The following is a 17,689-nucleotide window of genomic DNA, read 5'->3' as shown; positions in this document are numbered from 1 at the left end:
AGATCCACGCCATGCGTGGATGCAGTTCAGTAGATCCACGCCATGCGTGGATGCAGTTCAGTAGATCCACGCCATGCGTGGATGCTCCTCTCAGAGCGCCAACACCCGCCGGTAACTCAACGGCCCGCGTCCATCACGCAACCCCAACCGCAACTCCAGACCGGTCGCCGGCAGTACCTCCCCCTGGCTCGGCAGCATCGCCCAACCCACTCCCGGCTGCCATGCCCTTACCTCGAAGCGCTGCACATCACGGGCCACCATCAGCCCGCGCGTCGGCTCAGGCGCAGGCAGCGGATAATGATCGGACGGCGCACCGCTGGCGCGCCACAGCGTGCTGCCTTGTCGCCACCAGCGAACGCGCTGCCACTGCAGCCCATCACTGCCGACGCTGCGGGTGATCTCCAGCGTGAAGCCGCCATCTGGGTGGCGCTCACTGGTCAACGACGGCGGCAGCAGCCGCGCAGGCTGATCGGCAGGGCGCACCGCGCCGTTCATCAACGCATCGTCGGCCCGCATCTCGATATCACGCTGGAACTGCTGCAGCACCCGCATCGCCGTGCTGGTCTCGGCATCGGCCTGGCGCAGGCGCTGATCGGTGCTGGCAACGCTGTCCAAAGCGCGCCAGCAGATCACCGCCAGCACGCCCATGATGGTGATGGCGATCATCACTTCGATCAGGGTGAAGCCACCCGCGGCGCGCTTCATCGCGCCACCGTCCATGGCAGCTGCAGGCGCGCCAGCGATTGCTTCGGTGCATCTTCGGCCACCACGCTCAAGTCCAGCTGCGGTTTCCCGTCGGCGCCGCTGCCCAGGTGCTGCTGCACCAGGAAACGCGTGCGCCCCTGCAGGCACAGCAGACGTGCATCGCCGGGTGGCTGTGCGGCCAGGCGCAGCTCCTGCCAGCGGTCCTGCGCGCACAGCAGGGCCAGCCGACGGTCACGCAGACGCGACTGGTCATCGGTCGCCACCGCCACCGAGCGCATCACCGCCGCCAAGGCGATGGCCACGATGGCCAACGCAATCAGCACCTCGATCAGCGTGAATCCGTGTTGCTTCCGCTTCACTGCATGACCTGCAATTGTCCACTGCCATCATCACGAAGACGCAGTCGACGACCGTCCAGCGACAACGTCAGCTCCCACGGCACGCCGATCCATTCGGGGCTCAATTCGATGGCGGCCGTCGGTTGCACTTTCATGCCGTGGGTCTGCCACTGCTGGGGGCGCAGCAGGTCATCGCGCCGCAGCTCGACCCAGCCTTCGCTGTCGCGGCGGCTGAAGCGATAGCCTTCTGCGCTGGCCTGCCAGCGGATCGGCCGACCATCGATGCGTGCTTCATCGCGCGCGACCTGCAGGCGCTGCGCCAATCGCTCCGATTCCTGGCGCAGCTGCCGCGCAGGGTCGAGCAGGCTGCCAAGGCCAAGACCGATACCCGCCGTGCAGATGCCGATGATGACCAGTACCACCATCAGTTCAATCAGGGTGAAGCCGCGTGGTCTGCGTTGCATCGGACATTGCCTCCCGTCCTTGCCGATACCTGCCAGCGTAGGTGCGGATGATGAAACAAAAGCGTCAGCGGCAGCTGCTAGCGTGGCCGCACAGGAACATGGCGAAGGTGCTGAACATGGACGGCTGGCGTTGGGATCGCAATCGCATGTTGACCCTGCTGGCGGCCACGCTGCTGCTGGCCGTGGCGGGATACTGGGGCATGGCCCTGTTCATGGCGCCGGCTCGCGTTGCCGCCGCCACGGTGCAGGTCGCCGTACCCGCTGCCCCGGCCTTCGACGATGCTGCGAGCGCACCGCTGGTGCGGCTGCTCTCGCCCGGCGCGGTGCAGACCGACGTGACCGTGCTGGGCGTAATGGCCGGGCAGCAGGCGCCGCTGGCGCTGCTGTCGGTGGATGGGGCGCCTGCGCAGGCCTATGCACCGGGCCAGCGCCTGGGCCCATCTACCGTACTGGCAGCAATCAGCGCGAACGCGGTTGAACTGCAGCAGGCAGGACAGCCGCGCTCGCTGCCCGTGCCCGAACTGCCGCCCATGCCTACCGATGGCATCGTCCCCGCCGCGCTGGGGCGGCACTGAACACGGCTCAGCGCGTTGGGCGCTGTGGCACCACCGAACGCCCGAACGCATCGCCCATGCGTTGCCGCGTGCCCTCCAGGTTGTACTGCAGCAACTGGTTGCCTGGCTTGCGCATCAAGCGTTCGGCCTCGGAAAGATTGTGGCGGGCGGCTGCGTTTTCGGCCGGCGCCAGCTTGCGTTGCAGGCAGTCCCAGGCGGGGATGCGCTCGCCATTGACCTGTATTTCGATGCATGGCGCTGCGTCTGCCTGTTTGGCAGCCTGGTCGGCCCGCGCCCAAGGCGAAGCCAGAACCAGAACCAACGCCACACAGAGGGCAGGGCGGTTCGGCGTATGCAGGGTGGCGTGCATGTTGAATCTCCCGAGGCAGCAGGCGTTCTGCAATGGAGACGTATTCGAAGCGAAGTGTCCGCCTGCGCCTGTTTCAGCATCGTCAACAGATGACAGTGCTGTCACAAAACTGTTGGCGGTTTTGACGCGGCCTGCACGTCCTGTTGGTAGACCCACGCGCCGCTCCCTGGCCATTCCCTTCGATACGACGCGATGCCTTCGATGACTCCCGTTCCGTGCCGTGCCGTTCGCCTCCCGCTGCGCCTGCATCCCTTGCTGCTGGCCTTGGCGTCGCTGCCAATTCCAGTGCTCGCGCAGGACGCTGCGCCAGCGCCCACGGTGAACATCAACGAGTACATCGTGCGCGGCAACACCGTGCTCGATGCGCGGCAGATCGAACGTGCGGTCGAACCGTTCCTTGGCCCCGGCAAAACGCTAGCGGATGTCGAGAAGGCGCGCGATGCAGTCAACGCGCTGTACCAGCAGGCCGGCTACCAATCGGTCTATGTGGAGCTGCCCGAACAGCAGGTCAACGCGGGCGTGGTGCTGCTGAAGGTGCAGCAGACGCCCATTGGCCAGCTGCGCGTGGTCGGTGCCCGCCATGACTCACCCCAACGCATCCGCGAACGGGTACCGGCGTTGGCTGAGGGGCGCGTGCCGGACTTCGACCAGGCGCAGAAGGAACTGACTGCGCTGAACGAAGGTGGCCGTCGACAGGTGCTGCCGCTGGTGCGCGAAGGCCAGGTGCCGGGCACCATGGATGTGGACCTGCAGGTGGAAGAGAAGTCTCCCTGGCGTGCCAGTGCGGCGCTCAACAACGATCACAGTGCTGATACCGAGAAGCTGCGGCTGAGCGCATCGTTGGCCCACGACAACCTGTGGCGCCGTGGACACAGCGCGAGCATCGGCGTGTTCATCGCGCCGGAAGACACCGATCAGGCAAAGGTGTTCTCCGCGTCCTACACGGTCCCCTTCGAGGGCACGCCGTGGAGCCTTGAGGCATCGGGCTACAAGTCCGACAGTCGCGTGCTCAATGCCGGCGGACAAGGTGGCGCAGGCACCGGCACCGGCACCAATGTGATCGGTAATGGTCATTCGATCGGCCTCAAGCTCAATTACCGCCTGCCGGGCAGCAGTTCCTGGTGGCGCCAGCTCAGCCTCGGCGTGGACTTCAAGGACACCGAAGAAGACACGCAGATGGGCAAGGACAGCCTGAAGACGCCGTTGAAGTACGCGCCGATCACCCTGGCCTTCGTCGGTGTGCGCCAGGGCGAGAGCGATCAGCTGAGCATCAACACGCAGCTGGTAGCCGGAACCCGGCGCCTGTTCGGCTACGGCAGCAACGCCACCGATTTCGGTCAGAAGCGCTACTGGGCCGATCCGAGTTTCGTGGCGTTCAAAGCGGATGTCTCCAATACGCACACCTTCGGCAACGACTGGCAGTGGTATGCACGTGGCTCGCTGCAGGCGACCGATGCGCCGCTGGTCTCGGCCGAGCAGTTCGCCGCTGGCGGCATGTACACCGTGCGTGGCTACCTCTCGGCCGAAGCGATCGGCGACTACGGTGGCCTGGCCAACCTGGAATGGCGCACCCCGGCGTGGTCGCTGTGGAGCGGTACCGACCTGCGCCTGTACAGCTTCGCCGACGCGGCCTACCTGCGCCTGCGTCAGCCGCTGCCGGAACAGCGCGACAAGTACAACCTGGCGTCGGTCGGGGTGGGCGCGCAGCTGCGCCTGGGCGAACACCTGCAGTTGCGCCTGGACTACGCCTGGCCTTACGCCGACGGCCCGGTCACGCGCAAGGACGACCCGCGCCTGCATTTCAACATCAGCACCAGCTACTGACCCTTCCCTCGAGATGCGTTCTCCGGAGACCTTTTGCATGGACCGTCTGCTTTCCCGAATGTTGCTGCTGCTGGCTGCGCTGATCGCGCTGCCCGCCGCCGCGGCCGATGCCAACTGGTGGCAGGCCGAATGGAAGTACCGCAAGCCGATCACGGTCGACGCCGGCCCACAGGGCGCGGGGTTGTCTGGCAATCCCGGGCGTACACCGCTGCTGCTGCGCCTGCATACCGGCAATTTCGGTTTTGATGGCACGCAGGAAGGAGGCAACGACCTGCGCTTCGTTGCTGCCGACGGTCGCACCGTGCTGGCCCATCAGATCGAGCAGTTCGACCCGAACCTGGGCCTGGCACTGGTATGGGTGGACGTTCCGGCACTGACCGCCAGCGCGCCGCAGACGATCTGGATGTACTACGGCAACGCGAAGGCACCGGCCAGCGGCAATGGCCAGCAGGTGTTCGATCCGGACTACACGCTGGTTTACCACTTTGCCGAAGCCAATGCGCCAGCGCGTGATACCACGGCCTACGGCAACACCGCCGGTGCGGTAGTGCCTGCGGCGGAAAGCACGGTGATCGGGCGTGGCGTGCAGCTTGGCGCTGGCCCACTGCCGCTGCCGGCCAGTGCTTCGCTGGCACAGGAAGCGGGTGCGCCGCTTACCGTTTCGGCCTGGATCAAACCGGGCGCGCTGACCACCGCGCAGGCGATCTACGCCCGGCGCGATGGCACCGCTGAGCTGGTGCTGGGCATCGACAACCGCGTGCCGTTCGTGCAGCTCAACGGCCAGCGCAGTACGCCGGCACAACCGATCCCGGAAGGACAGTGGGCGCATCTCGCGCTTACCGCCGAGAAAGGTTCACTGCAGCTGTATCTGAACGGTCGCGTGGTGGCCCAGCTCAGTGGTGAACTGCCGGCACTGAGCACCGCTGCGGTGGTGGGTGCCGATGCACCGGGTGCGACGCAGCCGCTGGCCAACTTCGATGGCGCGCTGGATGAACTGCGGATCTCACGCGTGGCGCGCCCGGCGGCGCTGCTGCTGGCCGATGCCACCGCACAGGGCGCCGACTCGCGCCTGATCAGCTACGGTGCCGACGAGCAGTCGGCCGGCCAGAGCCACTTCGCCTTCATCCTCAAGGCGATGCCGTTCGACGCCTGGGTGGTGGTCGCCATCCTCGGCCTGATGATGCTGTTGTCATGGGCGATCATGATCGCCAAGAGCCGTCATTTCGGCCGCACCAGCAAGGCCAATGCGGTGTTCACCGAGAGCTTCAGCAAGCTCTCCGGTGTGCCGCTGCGCACCTTGTCCGAGATGAACCGGCAGGGCAAGGTGCCGACGGCGATGCACGACGGCTCGCTGTGGCGCATCTACCAGGTCGCCATCGATGAAATGCAGCAGCGCCATCAGCGCGACGGCAACTCCGGCTATCTGAGCGCGGCGACCATCGCCGCCATCCGCGCGTCGATGGACGCGGTGATGGTGCGCGAACAGGAGGCGATGGCGCGGCGCATGAACTGGCTGTCGACCACCATCGAGGGCGCGCCGTATGTGGGTCTGTTCGGCACCGTGATCGGCATCATGCTGGTGTTCGTGGTGGCGGCGATGGCCGGTGCGGTGGACATCAACTCGGTGGCCCCGGGCATGGCGGCAGCGCTGTTGTGTACCGCCGCCGGCCTGGGCGTCGCGATCCCGGCACTGTTCGGCTACAACTGGCTGGGCGCACGCGCCGAAGCCATCGGCGCCGACATGGCGGTGTTCATCGACGAGTTCGCCGCCCGCCTGGCCGAAGAGCAGGACGGGCGCGGCCCGGCTGCGGTCCAGGGCTGAGGAACCGGCCATGGCCTACAAGGCGAAGTTCGGCATCAAGAAACGCGAGAAGGGCATCAACGTTACGCCTTTCGTCGACGTGCTGCTGGTGGTGCTGGTGATCTTCATCCTGACCAGCAACGCCTCCATTCCCGGCATCGAGGTCAACCTGCCGAAAGCCAGCAACAGCACCGCACTGGAGAAACCCAAGACCAAGGCGATCACCATCGACCCCAGCGGCCAGGTATTCCTGGATGCCTACCCGGTGACGATGGCCGAGCTGGAGGACCGCCTGCGTACCGAACGGGCAACCTCCCCGGATTTCCCGGTGATCGTGCGCGGTGATGCGCAGGTGCAGTACGCGCGCGTGGTCGAGGTGCTGGATCTGCTGCGGCGGCTGGAGCTGGCCCAGGTCGGCCTGGTCACCGGCAAGGCGCAGGGCTGAGGCATGGCCGGCCATCGACCGCCCCTGCAGGAGCCTGGTACGCGCGGACGCCAGTTGCTGGTGACGATCGCGCTGGTGCTGGCGGCGCTGCTGGTACTGGGCGTTGCCGTGTGGTGGCTGCTGTTCAAGGACACCGCCAGCACCCGCCGGCCGGTGGTGCAGCCGCCGATGCTGGCGTTGCCACCACCGCCGCCGCCACCGCCGCCACCGGAAAAACCGCCCGAGCCGGAGACGCCGCCGGAAGAGACCGTGCCTGAGCCGGAACCGCTGGACCAGCCCACGCCGGCCGAAGAGCCGACGCCGACGCCGGACAACGCCGACCCGGTAACCATGGACGCCGATGCGCAGGCCGGCGGCGACAGCTTCGGCATCCAATCGGGTAGCGGCGGGGGTTCGTCCGGTGTCGGCCGTGGCGGTGCCGGCAATGCCAGCTATGGCCGCTACCTGGGCTATCTGATGCAACAGGCGATTTCGCGCGATGCGCGGGTCAAGCGCCTGGCCTTCCAGCTGCAGGTGAATGTGTGGCTGGCGCCGGATGGCCGGCTGGAGAAGGTCGAGTTGGTGCGTGGCAGCGGCAACGAGGAGGCCGACCTGGCCGTGCTCGATGCGCTGCGACAGATCGGCAAAGTCGACCAGATGCCACCGGCGTCGCTGGATTTTCCCGCGCGTGTGCTGATCCAGGGGCGCCGCCCCGGCGCTTGACCGATGACTTCCGTGATTTCCCTTCTTTCGATGAGAACCGTGATGAACGACCACGACCGCGCTCGATCCGCATCCCGCCGCCCGCGGCCGGCCCGACGGGCGCTGCTGTGCTGCGCCGTACTGCTCAGTCTGGCCGTGCCGGCCAGTGCGATGGCTGCCGAAACCACCATGGTCAAGCTGATCAAGGGCCTGATCGCCAGTGGCGCGCTCAAGCCCGAAGACGGCCAGGCGCTGCTGGTACAGGCCGAAGCAGAGGCGACGGCTGCGCAGCGCAGCACTGCGGTCAACGCAGCCAGCAGCGGAGGCGTGGCGCTGGAGGCCGGCGACGTACGTGTGCCGTATGTGCCGCAGAGCGTGCGCGATGGCATCCGCGATGAAGTGCGCCAGGACGTGATGGCGCAGGCCAAAGCCGAGGGCTGGGCCTCTCCGAACGAGGTGGCCGAGTGGACCAAGCGCATCAAGGTCAGCGGTGACATGCGTGTGCGCAGCGAGTCGCGCTTCTACTCCGAGCGCAACAGCGACATCGAAACCAACTGGGCCTCGGTGAATGCCGGCAGCGGTTTCGATACCAACAACAACACCAACCTGCAGCTGCCGCCGCTGCTCAACACCCGCCAGGATCGCCGCAACCTGTGGCGCATCCGTGCACGGCTGGGCATCGAAGCGATGATCGGCGAGCACACCACCGCAGGCGTGCGCCTGGCCAGTGGCAGCAGCAACGGGCCGGTGTCCACTACCGAACAACTTGGCGGCGGCCTGGGCAAGAAGGACGTGTGGCTGGACCAGGCATGGCTGGCCTACAGCCCGGCCGACTGGGTCACGGTGCGTGGCGGACGCTTCGGCAATCCGTTCTGGACCAGCGACACGCTGTTCTCCAACGACCTGAACTTCGATGGCCTGGCGGCCAATCTCAGGTACGACATTGCTGACGGCGTCGGCCTGTTCGGCAACCTGGCGGTGGTGCCGTTGGAGTACACCTCCGACAGCGCTCCCAGCCAGAGCCGGGTGAAGACGCCCAACGAGAACAAGTGGCTGTCCGGTGCACAGGTGGGGGTGAACTGGCGCTTCAACGATGACAACAGCCTGCGTGCGGCGCTGGGCTACTACGATTTCAAGAACATCAGTGGCCGCCTGTCGTCGCCGTGCGCGCTGTATGCAGGCGCCGTCGGTTGCGATACCGATTGGTCACGGCCGGCGTTCATGCAGAAGGGCAACACTCTGATGCTGATCCGCGACATCGCCCGCAATCCGTTGGATCCGGCCAATACGCCCACGCCGCAGTACGTGGGCCTGGCCTCGGCATTCCGCCTGGCGACCTTCAACCTGCGCTGGGATACACAGCTTGCGCAGGACATCGGCATGCGCCTGGACGCGGACTACATCCGCAACCTGGCCTATGACAAGCAGGCCATGTTCGCCCGGGCCAACAACGGCATCGTCAACAACTACGGCGCCGGTGGCAGTGCCAGCATTGACACCTTCCGCAGCGGCGACACCGCCTGGATGCTGCAGGCCACCTTCGGTGCCACCGAGCTGAAGGAGAAGGGCCAGTGGCAGGCCCTGCTGGGCTACAAGCGGATCGAGGCCGATGCACTGCCCGACGCCTACAACGATCCGAACTTCCACCTGGGGGGTACCAACGCGCGCGGCTACTACGTCGGCGGCGCCTATGCGCTGGATGCGCGCAGCTGGATCAGCGGCAAGTGGATGGCGGCCAAGGAAGTGTCGGGCCCGCCGTTGTCGATCGACGTGTTCCAGCTGGAGTTCAATACCGGTTTCTGATCGGACAGCGTGATCGCAGTCACGACACGTGTGGCGGGGGCGCGGCGACGCGCCCGTCTTAGGAAGGAAGACCACGCGCTGCACAAAGGAGGAGTGGATGAGCCGTCGCAAGCTGTTCGAGAGTTCCGAGCCCACCGCACAGGCACTGGGCAGCGGGCCGGCCTATGTCTCGGTGGAGGGGCTGCGCCAGCACCTGGCCGAATTCCTGCTGTATGCAGGGCGTCCGGTCGTCATCATGCGCGGGCGCAGCGAGGTCGGCTATTTCCTGCCGGCACGCTGCTGGCGCCAGCGCGAGGATGATCCGCTGGCCGCTGCGGCCGCCGATCAGCTGCTCGATGCCGCCGGCTTCCAGGTTGAAGACATCCAGCAGGTCGAACAGGAGTTCAACGCCATGCGCCAGCGCACCGTGCTGCATTCGCGGCGTTGAGGGGCCAGTAGATCCACGCCATGCGTGGATGCGCTTATGCTGCCGCCCCGCGCTCACTGGTGATCCGTGCACCCTCGCGCATCACCAGCGTCACCGGGGTCTTTTCCACCACCTCCAGCAGGCGCTGCCACTGTGCATCACTCAGCTCGGCGGTGGCATGCAGCACGCGGTGTACGTGGAAGCGCCCGTCCGCATCGCGTTCGGAACGCAGCTCGGCGTGGAACTCGCCCAGCTCCCAGCCCTTGCGCTGGGCATACATGCGCAGGGTGATGGCGGTACACGCGGCCAGCGAGGCCAGGTAGAGGTCGAACGGCGCAAAGCCCTTGCCCTGGCCGCCGAGCGAGGCGGGCTCATCGGCCGCGACATCGAAATGGCCGTTGCTGATGTGGTGCAGGTAGTTGTCGGCGGTCGAAACAATGCGTGCGTAGGCCATGGGAATCCCCGGTTGTAGCGCCGAGCCATGCTCGGCTGCAGGAAAAGGCGGCGCCAGCCGGAGCCGAAGCCGCCACGGAATCACTCCGTACGATCGTACGAGAACTGGATGCCGGCCGTGCCACCGCGGGGCACACTGCGGCTGGCCTGCCCAATCGCACTGCTGCACGCACGCATTGGCGGCATGCTGGCTGAGCGCATGTCATGTTCCCCTCCCGGCGGAGCCTGTTGCCAGCCGTGTGCGCGCCCGTCGGCCGGGTCCGGAAAGCGGGAGGGGCCATTTATCCCCAATTTGTCCAAATTGGGTATAGTGGCCTCATATCCTTCCGCTGGAGCCGTGCCATGACCCTCCCGCTCGACCTGCCCGGCCTCGACAAGGCCCCGGCATCCTCGGTCAAGACCCGTGGCTGGCCCAGCCTGATGCGTACCGTGCGCGAGAAGCAGGCGCTGGTCATCACCAACCACAACCACCCCGAAGCGGTGATCGTGGACATCAATACGTACCAGGAGCTGCTGGCCAGGGCCAGCGGCAGCGATACCGAAGAGCGCAGCGACGTGCTCTCGCGCCTGCGTACCGAGTTCGACCAGGCGCTGGCCGGGCTGCAGCAGGGTGAGGGGCTGGGCAAGGTGATGGGCAAGCCGATCCGCCGCGGCCACAAGGTCGCGCTCGGCCGTCCGCTCTGACTCATGGGGCGGATCCTGGCGTTGGCCGGCGTCAACGGCGCCGGCAAGAGTTCGCTGCTCGGCACCTGGCTGGAGGCCGACGGCCTGGGCTGGTACAACCCGGACAGCTTCACCCGACGGCTGGTGGAGGCGGGCTGGCCGTTGGCCGAAGCCAACGCTGAAGCGTGGCAGGAGGGCGCACGACGGCTGCGCCAGGCGATCGCCGACGGCAGCGACTTTGCCTTTGAAACCACCCTGGGCGGCAACACCATTCCGCGCCTGTTGCGCGAGGCCTGCAGCCAGCACGATGTGGCGATCTGGTTCTGCGGGTTGGCCACTGTCGAACTGCACGTGGCCCGCGTGGCCACCCGCGTTGCTGGCGGTGGCCACGACATCCCGCAGGACAAGATCCGCGCACGCTTCGATTCCGCGCGCGAGAACCTGTTGGCATTGATGCCGCACCTGGCCGAACTGCACGTGTATGACAACAGCGCGCCAGCCGATCGCCATGGATGTGTTGCCCCCTTGCCGGTGCTGGCGCTGGATCGCCAGGGCCTGCAGTATCCGGTATCGGTGGTGGAGCTGCTGCACACCCCGGACTGGGCCAAGCCCATTGTCATGCGTGCGATGGAACTGCATGCCGACAGCACGCCGCTTGCCGGCCCGCCTGTGCGATGATCCGACTCCGCAGATTCAGTGATCGAGGAACAGGGATGTACGAGCGGAAGCACTGGCAGGCCATCGGCCTGCGCGCGCTGGTGGCGGCCATGGCATTGACGGTGGCGGCACCGCTGCTGGCACAGGATGCACCGGCGGCTGACGCCAAGGATGAAGCGCAGAGCGAGCCGAAGAACGAGCCGATGAGCTACGACAAGGCACGTCGTGCCGCCGAGGCCTCCCTGCGACTGCATCCGGGCACCGACAGCCAGTACGACTACCGTCCGCTGTGGGCCGGCAATGCCGACCTCGATGGTGATGGACGCCCGGAGATCATTTATCTCTACACCGCGACCCAGACCGGCAGCGCGATGCAATTGAACGAACTGGTGGTGATGACCCCGCTCGCCGAAGGCGATGCACGGGGACAGGCCGCGTCACCGGGCAAATCCGCCTATGACGACGAAACCTACGCGTTGATCCGCGCTTCCGGCTACGCCGATGACGCTGCCGTGCACATTCCCGGTGAAATGGAAACGATCACCATGGACGGCGACCGTATCCGCGTCACCTTCAACAGTACCCGCAATTTGAAGCTGTGCGTGCGTGGCAAGGTGGCCTGCCCACCGGAAGGGCAGCATGCCTGGGTGTACCGCTGGACCCCGGGCAAGCTGACCCGCGCCGAGTAGTCGCATTACCGGCAGCGCCAGGCAATGCCCGGCGCTGCCTCCCGCACTTACGCCGGGGTTACCTGTTCGGGCTCAGCTACGTCCGGCAACGGCGGCAGGGTGCGATCCACTGTCACCGGCGCATCGCTCTTCAACAGCGCGGCCGCCTCCTTGTTGCAGCCCACGGCCGGCGGCGAACCGCGCAGCGGCAGGCCGGCGGTTTCCTTCACGAAGATCATCGTGATCAGGCCGATCACCGCCGCGCCCATCAGGTAGTAGGCCGGCACCAGCGGATCGCCGGTGCGCTCCACCAGCCAGGCGGTCACCAGTGGCGTGGTGCCACCGAACAGCGACACCGACACGTTGAACGCAATGGACAGCGCGCTGTAGCGCACCGGCGTATAGAACAGTGCCGGCAGGGTGGACGGCATCGAACTGGTGAAGCACACCAGCGCCAGGCCCAGCAGCATCAGCCCAAGGAAGATCAGCCAGTCGTTGCCGCTGCCCACCAGCAGCAGGCTCGGCACCGCCAGCACCAGCAGCGCGATGCAGGCGCTGATGATCATCGGGCGCCGGCCCAGCCTATCGCTGAAAAGGCCGCCGACGATATTCAACGGCATCATCACCAGCATCACGATGATGATCAGCAGCAGGCCCTTGCTCTCCGCATAACCCATGGTCACGCTCAGGTAGCTGGGCATGTAGGTCAGCAGCATGTAGTCGGTCACGTTGAATACCAGCACCAGGCCCATGCACACGATCAGCTGGCGACCGTGCACACGCAGCAGCTCACCCAGGCCCGGACGTTCGTGATCACGCTTTTCCGCTTCCTCTGCATAGGCGCGGAACGCTGGCGTTTCCTCCAGCCGCATGCGCATGTACAGGCCCAGCAGGCCGAGTGGGCCGGCCACCAGGAACGGAATGCGCCAGCCCCAGTCCAGCATCTGTTCGCTGCTCAGCAGCATGTGCAGCGCGGTGACCGTACCGGCGCCGGCGATGTAGCCGCCCAGCGTGCCGAACTCCAGCCAGCTGCCCATCAGGCCGCGGTTGCGGTCGGTGGAATATTCGGCAATGAACGTTGCCGCGCCGCCATACTCGCCGCCGGTGGAAAAGCCCTGCACCACGCGCGCAAGCAGCAACAGCACCGGCGCCCAGATGCCGATGCGTTCGTAGGAGGGAATCAGACCGATGGCGAAGGTGCCCAGCGCCATCATGATCATGGTGAAGGCCAGTACCTTCTGGCGCCCGTAGCGGTCGCCCAAGGGCCCGAAGACCATGCCGCCCAGCGGGCGTACCAGGAAGGCCACCGTGAACGTGGCGAACGCGGCGATCACCTGCGCGGTGGGGTTGCTGGACGGGAAGAACACCTGGCCGATGGTGACGGCAAGATAGCCATAGACACCGAAGTCGAACCATTCCATCGCATTGCCCAGTGCAGCGGCGCCCACGGCGCGCTTGAGCATGGGCTTGTCGACAACGGTGATCTCGTCCACCTTTAGATGGCGGCGGCGTTTGAACCAGCCGAAATGGGCATGGGCATCGGAGTTGTCCTGCATGGGGACTCCCTTGGAAGAATGGAAATGGAGTGGGATGGGCGGTACGGATGTCCCGAATGTCGGAAACGGCGACGCTGGCGCAGCAGGCGCAGGGGCATCGAATGAAAGGCCCGGAACGGGGCGAAAGGTGTGTGCGATCAAACGCCGCGCACGCGCCACGCATTGCCCGCTGCCAGAACGCAGGACGACATGCAGGACGAATGGATAGGTCCGATTACGTGTCAGGCTGCGTCGGCGCACGTGTGGTGGCAGGAGCAGGGGACAGGCGGGGCAGGGCCCGCAGGCGTCATCCGCCGGGATCCAGCGCGAGGCGATGGAAAGGCGAAGGGGACGCAATGATGGAAAGCGAAACGCCGGTCGGCAGTGCTTCCCGCATGCCAGCAACAAGTGCTGACGCGCAGTGGGTCGTGTCGATCATGTATTCATGATAACGGTTACAGTGTGAGCGTGCCGAAAATCTCGCCGGTACGAACGCAGCGTTCCATGTTGCCTGTTCATGCAGATGACCCACGCACATCGAATGAACATGTTGTGCTCACCTCGCTCACGCCATGCCTTTTACGGTGGTTACGAACCAACGCAAGGAGTAACGCATGACCCGTCGCATTCCCGAAGGCACCCTGGTTATCGTCGCCGATGGTGGCTCGGCCCGCGTGTTCACCAACGTGGGCAGCGAGCAGAAGCCTGCCTTGAAGCAGGAAGGCGAGCTGCGCCTGCAGGACATCAGCGAGCAGGGTGTGTCAGGGCAGGGACCGTCCGGCGCGGTGCCCAAGGACATGTCGATCTCGCAGCTCAACGAAGCGACCTTCGCCAAGCAGGTGGCCGAGCAGCTCAACGAAGATGCGCTCAACAACCGTTATGCGCATCTGGTGCTCATTGCTGATCCCACCACGCTGGGCCGCATCCGTCCGTTGCTGCATAAAGAGACGCAGGCGCGGCTGCTGGTCGATATCGCCAAGGATCTGACCAACGCGCCGCTGGAAGACATCCAGCGCACGCTGCAAGCGTAACCCGCATGCGCTTCATGCATGATCATGTTGCAGCCGAACCGGCCCGCGCGGAGGTGGATGCGCAGGCCGGTTGGCTGCTGCTGGAATTCGGCACCCCGTGGTGCGGCCATTGCCAGGCCGCGCAGCCGGCGCTTCAGGCCTTCGTGGACGCGCATGACCTGCCGCACTGGAAGATCGAAGACGGCAAGGGCAAGCTGCTGGGCCGCTCGTTCCAGGTGAAGCTGTGGCCGACGGTGATCCTGTTGCGTGACGGCAAGGAAGTGGCGCGTGTGGTGCGGCCGGTGAATGTGGCAGATCTCGCCACACTGCAGAGCGCGCTGCCGGATTGAGCGGCTGCTGTAGAGCCGAGCCCATGCTCGGCTTGCTCCGTCACCAACCGTAGTGCTCGATCACGTCAGAGTCGAGCATGGGCTCGGCTCTACACGCGTCAATGCAGTGTCACCCGCACATGCTGCTCGCGCAGTTCATGCAGCAACCGCCGGCCATGTTGGCTCAGTGCCATCATCGCCACCGTGATCTTCTGCAGGTTGTAACCCGGGCGCAGATGCGCCTGCGGGTCGGCCGGTTCGTTCTCGCCGATCATCACCGCCATGCCCTCGGCGGTGTTCAGGGCGTGCTCGATGCGGAAGAACAGGGATTCCATTTCCGGGGTCAGGATGGGCGGTTCATGCGACATGCGATGGCTCCTTGAAGGACGTGGCCACCGGAAGGGTGGCGGGCGGTGCGGGGTTGGAACTTCGGCTGAGCTTTGGGAAAAGCCGGAGGGCCATGCGGCCGCCGCGCACCGCCCGCCGCAGTCACGGCAAGCAGCTCCCACAGCTCATTTCGGGGTTCCACACCCGGCAGCGGTGTTCGCGCTGCGCGGACATCCTGCGCACGCCAGCCAGCGCAGTTCCAATAGATTTTTCATACGGAAATTTCTCCAACTGAAGCGCGAGCATCTGCATGTCGCGCGCAGCCCAGCAGGCGACCTGATAGCGACATGATGTGGCGCGACGCGCTCGTTCCGCAGCGACGAGCGCGCTCGCCGGCGCAACCCGAAAAACAAAAAGGCAGCCCGGCACGCAAGCCCGGGCTGCCCTGACAAGGCCAGAAACGCCTTACCAGCTGTAGCTCACACCCACCTGCGCACTGGTCTGGTGGAAGCCGCTGGCCTTCTGCAGCGACAGCCCACCCCATGCACCCACACCGTTGCCGAACTTCAGCGACGCACCGGCACTGAACTCGCCACGGCTGCGCGGAATGCGCGCATCCACCACCTCATCGTCCATGCGGATCTGCGATTCGGCACGGGTGTGCAGCCAGTGGGCCGCGATGTACGGCTGCACGTCGGTCGTTCCATTACCCCAGCGGGTCACGCCGGACAGGCGCAGGCCGGCGCGGCCGAACAGGCCATCGGCATCCTCGCTGGTCACCACCGTGCCGTTGGCTTCGGTGTGGCGGTTGCTGTCCCAGCGGTTGTAACCCAGCTGCAGCTGCGGCTCCAGATAGATGCCGCCGTTGCTGGCGCCGCCCACACGGAAGGCGTAGCCGGTTTCCACCGCACCCTGCCATGCACGGCTGTCATAGCGCTCGTCGGCCAGGCCGATGCCTTCAACCCGGTTGCGGAACTGGGCGCGCTGCACTGATCCATCCACGTAGAAACCCGCATACGGGTCGGCGCCATCTCCGCCACGCCAGGTACCGTAGAGGCCCAGCGCCTCGCCCTTCACCTTGCCGCGGGCGTAGTAGCCGGTCAGCTCATTGGTGGACGTGCTGGTGGCGTTGCCACTGGACAACATCACACCCACGCTGCTGCCCGAATCGTGACGCCACACATCGGCGCCGACGGTCAGTGCCTGACTGTTGCCGCGGATGTCGAGCTGGCGACTGACCGCATCGAAGCCGTTGCGCGAGCCATCCACGCGTGCCCATGCACGGCCGCCGTTCTGGCCGGCCTGGCGATCGTGGTAGCCGAGGCGGAACATGGTCTGCGCCGCCTGCAGGTTGGCCAGGTAGGCGCCGGGTTCGGGGCGCAGCACCGGCACCGGCTCCACCGGATCAACCGGATCAACCGGATCGACTGGATCGACTGGATCAACCGGATCAACCGGGTCCACAGGCTTGCATTGGGGAAGGCTGGGGTCGGCCACGCACGGGTCTGGCTGGGTCGGCAGCACCGAGCGCAGGTACCAGTTGCCATCGGCGCCGGTGCCCTTGTGCAGGAAGTACTCGTACTGCCCACCCACGGCACGGCCGGCCAGATTGAACTGGCCGTTGGACGCCCCGCCGACCTGGATCAGCGCGATGCCCTGACTGGTCTGCGCACCGGCGCCGCCGACATTGTTGACACGCACGTTGGCGCTGCCGCTGGTGTCGCCGCCGATGATCAGCCTGTCGGTGGCAGCGGTGTCGTCAGCCAGCACGGTGTTGAAGGCGAGGGTGCCGCCATTGCCAATGAAATTGCCTGCCACGTTGAGGGTGTTGAACGTTGCACCGTCGCCGAGCGCGAGAACACCGCCGCTAGCCAGATTCAACGCAGCGACGTCGCTGTTCTTGTTGAGCTGCCATTGGCCGCCCTGGCCGAGCATGACGTCCATGGCACCGGTGATGCCGCCGATCAGCGTGGCGCTGTCGGTCAGGCCCAGCGAGCTGGTTGCACCGGCACCGGTTCGGATATCTCCGCGCAGTTGGCTGTTGCTGACGGCGATGTCAGCGTGAACCTTCAATGAAGGGTCGCTGGTGTTGGGCTGGATGTCGATCAGCACGCCATTGCCGGCAGCAAGTTCCGCACCATTGCGCAGGGTAATGCCGACGTCGGTATCGCTGCGAAAGCTCGGTCCGACGTAGATCGCACTGCCGGTAACGCCTTCCAGTCGCGATGCATCGACGGTCAACTCCGAACGTCGCGGGCTGAAGCCTGCAAGCTGGGTTGATTCGATGGCCGCGCCATGTTGATCCCCTCGTACTGCGGATCCGCTCTGCACGATCGCATTGCCGATATTAATCTTAAGTCCCACTCCGTTCCCCTGGGCATTGGGGGAGCCAGAGTCCGCAGCACCGTAAAGCGTTGAGTTGGAAAGCGTCAGTTGGCCATAGCCGTTGACGAGGGCAGCGACCCCAACGCCTTCAATGGAGGAAGCATCCAGCGACACCGTGGAAATGGGAAGCGAGGGGCCGGTTGGGCCCAGGAGCGTGCCCAGTGTGATCCCGTATCCGGCGTCATTGCTGATACGGCTTCTGAGCAGCGTGGCGTTGGAATTGACGATGCCAAGGAGCCAGCTGGGATCGCTCCCTGAGAATTCAGCGTCG

At 65.8% G+C, this 17,689-nt stretch carries 20 protein-coding genes; 12 read left to right on the top strand and 8 right to left on the bottom strand.

Annotated features, from left to right (window positions below; translation table 11 throughout):
* Positions 1 to 90 precede the first annotated feature (90 nt).
* From WKB25_RS06325 to gspH, 3 genes are read right to left on the bottom strand one after another with little or no spacing between them, the layout of a single operon-like run.
* On the bottom strand, positions 91 to 705 hold the full coding sequence (locus WKB25_RS06325) for a prepilin-type N-terminal cleavage/methylation domain-containing protein (RefSeq protein ID WP_191077955.1): 615 nt from the start codon (positions 703 to 705) through the stop codon (positions 91 to 93).
* Positions 702 to 1,064: a type II secretion system minor pseudopilin GspI gene (gene gspI / locus WKB25_RS06320; protein ID WP_340569439.1), complete on the bottom strand. Its 363-nt coding sequence runs from the start codon at positions 1,062 to 1,064 to the stop codon at positions 702 to 704. Before gspI ends, WKB25_RS06325 begins: the two co-directional genes overlap by 4 nt.
* Positions 1,061 to 1,507 (bottom strand): type II secretion system minor pseudopilin GspH, encoded by a 447-nt coding sequence (gene gspH, locus WKB25_RS06315; protein WP_251474842.1) that lies wholly within the window; start codon positions 1,505 to 1,507, stop codon positions 1,061 to 1,063. Before gspH ends, gspI begins: the two co-directional genes overlap by 4 nt.
* Before the next feature lie 116 nt (positions 1,508 to 1,623).
* Between gspH and WKB25_RS06310 the strand changes: the two genes are divergently transcribed.
* Complete coding sequence (locus WKB25_RS06310) at positions 1,624 to 2,082, top strand: hypothetical protein (RefSeq protein ID WP_340569494.1); 459 nt, start codon at positions 1,624 to 1,626, stop codon at positions 2,080 to 2,082.
* Between the two features lie 7 nt (positions 2,083 to 2,089).
* Here WKB25_RS06310 and WKB25_RS06305 read toward each other — a convergent pair whose 3' ends face one another.
* Positions 2,090 to 2,431 carry a hypothetical protein gene (locus tag WKB25_RS06305; protein ID WP_340569437.1) on the bottom strand — a complete coding sequence of 114 codons (342 nt, stop codon included), beginning with the start codon at positions 2,429 to 2,431 and terminating at the stop codon, positions 2,090 to 2,092.
* Between the two features lie 201 nt (positions 2,432 to 2,632).
* Here WKB25_RS06305 and WKB25_RS06300 point away from each other — a divergent pair, with 201 nt between their 5' ends.
* The 6 genes from WKB25_RS06300 to WKB25_RS06275 all read left to right on the top strand — a co-directional run bounded on the left by WKB25_RS06300 (position 2,633) and on the right by WKB25_RS06275 (position 9,412).
* Positions 2,633 to 4,255, top strand: a complete 1,623-nt coding sequence (locus WKB25_RS06300; protein WP_340569436.1) for a ShlB/FhaC/HecB family hemolysin secretion/activation protein — start codon at positions 2,633 to 2,635, stop codon at positions 4,253 to 4,255.
* A 37-nt stretch (positions 4,256 to 4,292) separates the two neighbouring features.
* Entirely contained in the window at positions 4,293 to 6,077 is a 1,785-nt protein-coding gene (locus WKB25_RS06295; protein ID WP_340569434.1) for a DUF2341 domain-containing protein, read from the top strand.
* Positions 6,078 to 6,087: 10 nt separating this feature from the next.
* Entirely contained in the window at positions 6,088 to 6,501 is a 414-nt protein-coding gene (locus WKB25_RS06290; protein WP_089235818.1) for a biopolymer transporter ExbD, read from the top strand.
* 3 nt (positions 6,502 to 6,504) lie between these two features.
* Positions 6,505 to 7,203: a cell envelope integrity protein TolA gene (locus WKB25_RS06285; RefSeq protein ID WP_340569432.1), complete on the top strand. Its 699-nt coding sequence runs from the start codon at positions 6,505 to 6,507 to the stop codon at positions 7,201 to 7,203.
* Positions 7,204 to 7,245: 42 nt separating this feature from the next.
* Positions 7,246 to 8,985: a putative porin gene (locus tag WKB25_RS06280; RefSeq protein WP_340569430.1), complete on the top strand. Its 1,740-nt coding sequence runs from the start codon at positions 7,246 to 7,248 to the stop codon at positions 8,983 to 8,985.
* Between the two features lie 97 nt (positions 8,986 to 9,082).
* Positions 9,083 to 9,412 (top strand): hypothetical protein, encoded by a 330-nt coding sequence (locus tag WKB25_RS06275; RefSeq protein WP_340569428.1) that lies wholly within the window; start codon positions 9,083 to 9,085, stop codon positions 9,410 to 9,412.
* A gap of 34 nt (positions 9,413 to 9,446) precedes the next feature.
* Here WKB25_RS06275 and WKB25_RS06270 read toward each other — a convergent pair whose 3' ends face one another.
* Entirely contained in the window at positions 9,447 to 9,845 is a 399-nt protein-coding gene (locus WKB25_RS06270) for an OsmC family protein (protein WP_025874386.1), read from the bottom strand.
* 341 nt (positions 9,846 to 10,186) lie between these two features.
* Here WKB25_RS06270 and WKB25_RS06265 point away from each other — a divergent pair, with 341 nt between their 5' ends.
* The 3 genes from WKB25_RS06265 to WKB25_RS06255 are packed head-to-tail and all read left to right on the top strand — an operon-like array spanning position 10,187 to position 11,853.
* Positions 10,187 to 10,528 (top strand): type II toxin-antitoxin system prevent-host-death family antitoxin, encoded by a 342-nt coding sequence (locus WKB25_RS06265; RefSeq protein ID WP_340569424.1) that lies wholly within the window; start codon positions 10,187 to 10,189, stop codon positions 10,526 to 10,528.
* Between the two features lie 3 nt (positions 10,529 to 10,531).
* Positions 10,532 to 11,185, top strand: a complete 654-nt coding sequence (locus WKB25_RS06260) for a hypothetical protein (RefSeq protein ID WP_340569423.1) — start codon at positions 10,532 to 10,534, stop codon at positions 11,183 to 11,185.
* A gap of 35 nt (positions 11,186 to 11,220) precedes the next feature.
* Positions 11,221 to 11,853, top strand: coding sequence for a hypothetical protein (locus tag WKB25_RS06255; protein WP_340569421.1), 633 nt, complete (start codon positions 11,221 to 11,223; stop codon positions 11,851 to 11,853).
* 47 nt (positions 11,854 to 11,900) lie between these two features.
* Here the strand turns inward: WKB25_RS06255 and proP are convergent, their stop codons facing one another.
* Entirely contained in the window at positions 11,901 to 13,388 is a 1,488-nt protein-coding gene (gene proP / locus WKB25_RS06250) for a glycine betaine/L-proline transporter ProP (RefSeq protein WP_340569419.1), read from the bottom strand.
* 593 nt (positions 13,389 to 13,981) lie between these two features.
* On the opposite strand from proP, the gene WKB25_RS06245 reads away from it, so the two are divergent.
* Complete coding sequence (locus WKB25_RS06245; protein ID WP_340569417.1) at positions 13,982 to 14,398, top strand: host attachment family protein; 417 nt, start codon at positions 13,982 to 13,984, stop codon at positions 14,396 to 14,398.
* Between the two features lie 5 nt (positions 14,399 to 14,403).
* Positions 14,404 to 14,727, top strand: a complete 324-nt coding sequence (locus WKB25_RS06240) for a thioredoxin family protein (RefSeq protein ID WP_340569416.1) — start codon at positions 14,404 to 14,406, stop codon at positions 14,725 to 14,727.
* A 98-nt stretch (positions 14,728 to 14,825) separates the two neighbouring features.
* Here WKB25_RS06240 and WKB25_RS06235 read toward each other — a convergent pair whose 3' ends face one another.
* The gene (locus WKB25_RS06235; protein WP_340569414.1) at positions 14,826 to 15,074 is read right to left on the bottom strand and encodes a hypothetical protein; all 249 of its coding nucleotides are present in this window, start codon (positions 15,072 to 15,074) and stop codon (positions 14,826 to 14,828) included.
* A 424-nt stretch (positions 15,075 to 15,498) separates the two neighbouring features.
* On the bottom strand, positions 15,499 to 17,274 hold the full coding sequence (locus tag WKB25_RS06230; protein WP_340569412.1) for an autotransporter outer membrane beta-barrel domain-containing protein: 1,776 nt from the start codon (positions 17,272 to 17,274) through the stop codon (positions 15,499 to 15,501).
* Positions 17,275 to 17,689: the final 415 nt, after the last annotated feature.

Source organism: Stenotrophomonas sp. G106K1, from assembly GCF_037969685.1.
GTDB lineage: Bacteria > Pseudomonadota > Gammaproteobacteria > Xanthomonadales > Xanthomonadaceae > Stenotrophomonas > Stenotrophomonas lactitubi.
Note: the sequence above shows the minus strand (reverse complement) of the source record. Positions and strands in the feature narration are given on the sequence as shown.

Coding starts and splice junctions, on each gene's coding strand:
- WKB25_RS06290 (WP_089235818.1), top strand. CDS start 6,088: ATGGCCTACAAGGCGAAGTTCGGCATCAAGAAACGCGAGAAGGGCATC.
- WKB25_RS06325 (WP_191077955.1), bottom strand. CDS start 705: ATGAAGCGCGCCGCGGGTGGCTTCACCCTGATCGAAGTGATGATCGCC.
- WKB25_RS06285 (WP_340569432.1), top strand. CDS start 6,505: ATGGCCGGCCATCGACCGCCCCTGCAGGAGCCTGGTACGCGCGGACGC.
- WKB25_RS06310 (WP_340569494.1), top strand. CDS start 1,624: ATGGACGGCTGGCGTTGGGATCGCAATCGCATGTTGACCCTGCTGGCG.
- WKB25_RS06295 (WP_340569434.1), top strand. CDS start 4,293: ATGGACCGTCTGCTTTCCCGAATGTTGCTGCTGCTGGCTGCGCTGATC.
- proP (WP_340569419.1), bottom strand. CDS start 13,388: ATGCAGGACAACTCCGATGCCCATGCCCATTTCGGCTGGTTCAAACGC.
- WKB25_RS06245 (WP_340569417.1), top strand. CDS start 13,982: ATGACCCGTCGCATTCCCGAAGGCACCCTGGTTATCGTCGCCGATGGT.
- WKB25_RS06270 (WP_025874386.1), bottom strand. CDS start 9,845: ATGGCCTACGCACGCATTGTTTCGACCGCCGACAACTACCTGCACCAC.
- WKB25_RS06235 (WP_340569414.1), bottom strand. CDS start 15,074: ATGTCGCATGAACCGCCCATCCTGACCCCGGAAATGGAATCCCTGTTC.
- WKB25_RS06265 (WP_340569424.1), top strand. CDS start 10,187: ATGACCCTCCCGCTCGACCTGCCCGGCCTCGACAAGGCCCCGGCATCC.
- WKB25_RS06240 (WP_340569416.1), top strand. CDS start 14,404: ATGCGCTTCATGCATGATCATGTTGCAGCCGAACCGGCCCGCGCGGAG.
- WKB25_RS06280 (WP_340569430.1), top strand. CDS start 7,246: ATGAACGACCACGACCGCGCTCGATCCGCATCCCGCCGCCCGCGGCCG.
- WKB25_RS06275 (WP_340569428.1), top strand. CDS start 9,083: ATGAGCCGTCGCAAGCTGTTCGAGAGTTCCGAGCCCACCGCACAGGCA.
- WKB25_RS06300 (WP_340569436.1), top strand. CDS start 2,633: ATGACTCCCGTTCCGTGCCGTGCCGTTCGCCTCCCGCTGCGCCTGCAT.
- WKB25_RS06255 (WP_340569421.1), top strand. CDS start 11,221: ATGTACGAGCGGAAGCACTGGCAGGCCATCGGCCTGCGCGCGCTGGTG.
- WKB25_RS06260 (WP_340569423.1), top strand. CDS start 10,532: ATGGGGCGGATCCTGGCGTTGGCCGGCGTCAACGGCGCCGGCAAGAGT.
- gspH (WP_251474842.1), bottom strand. CDS start 1,507: ATGCAACGCAGACCACGCGGCTTCACCCTGATTGAACTGATGGTGGTA.
- WKB25_RS06305 (WP_340569437.1), bottom strand. CDS start 2,431: ATGCACGCCACCCTGCATACGCCGAACCGCCCTGCCCTCTGTGTGGCG.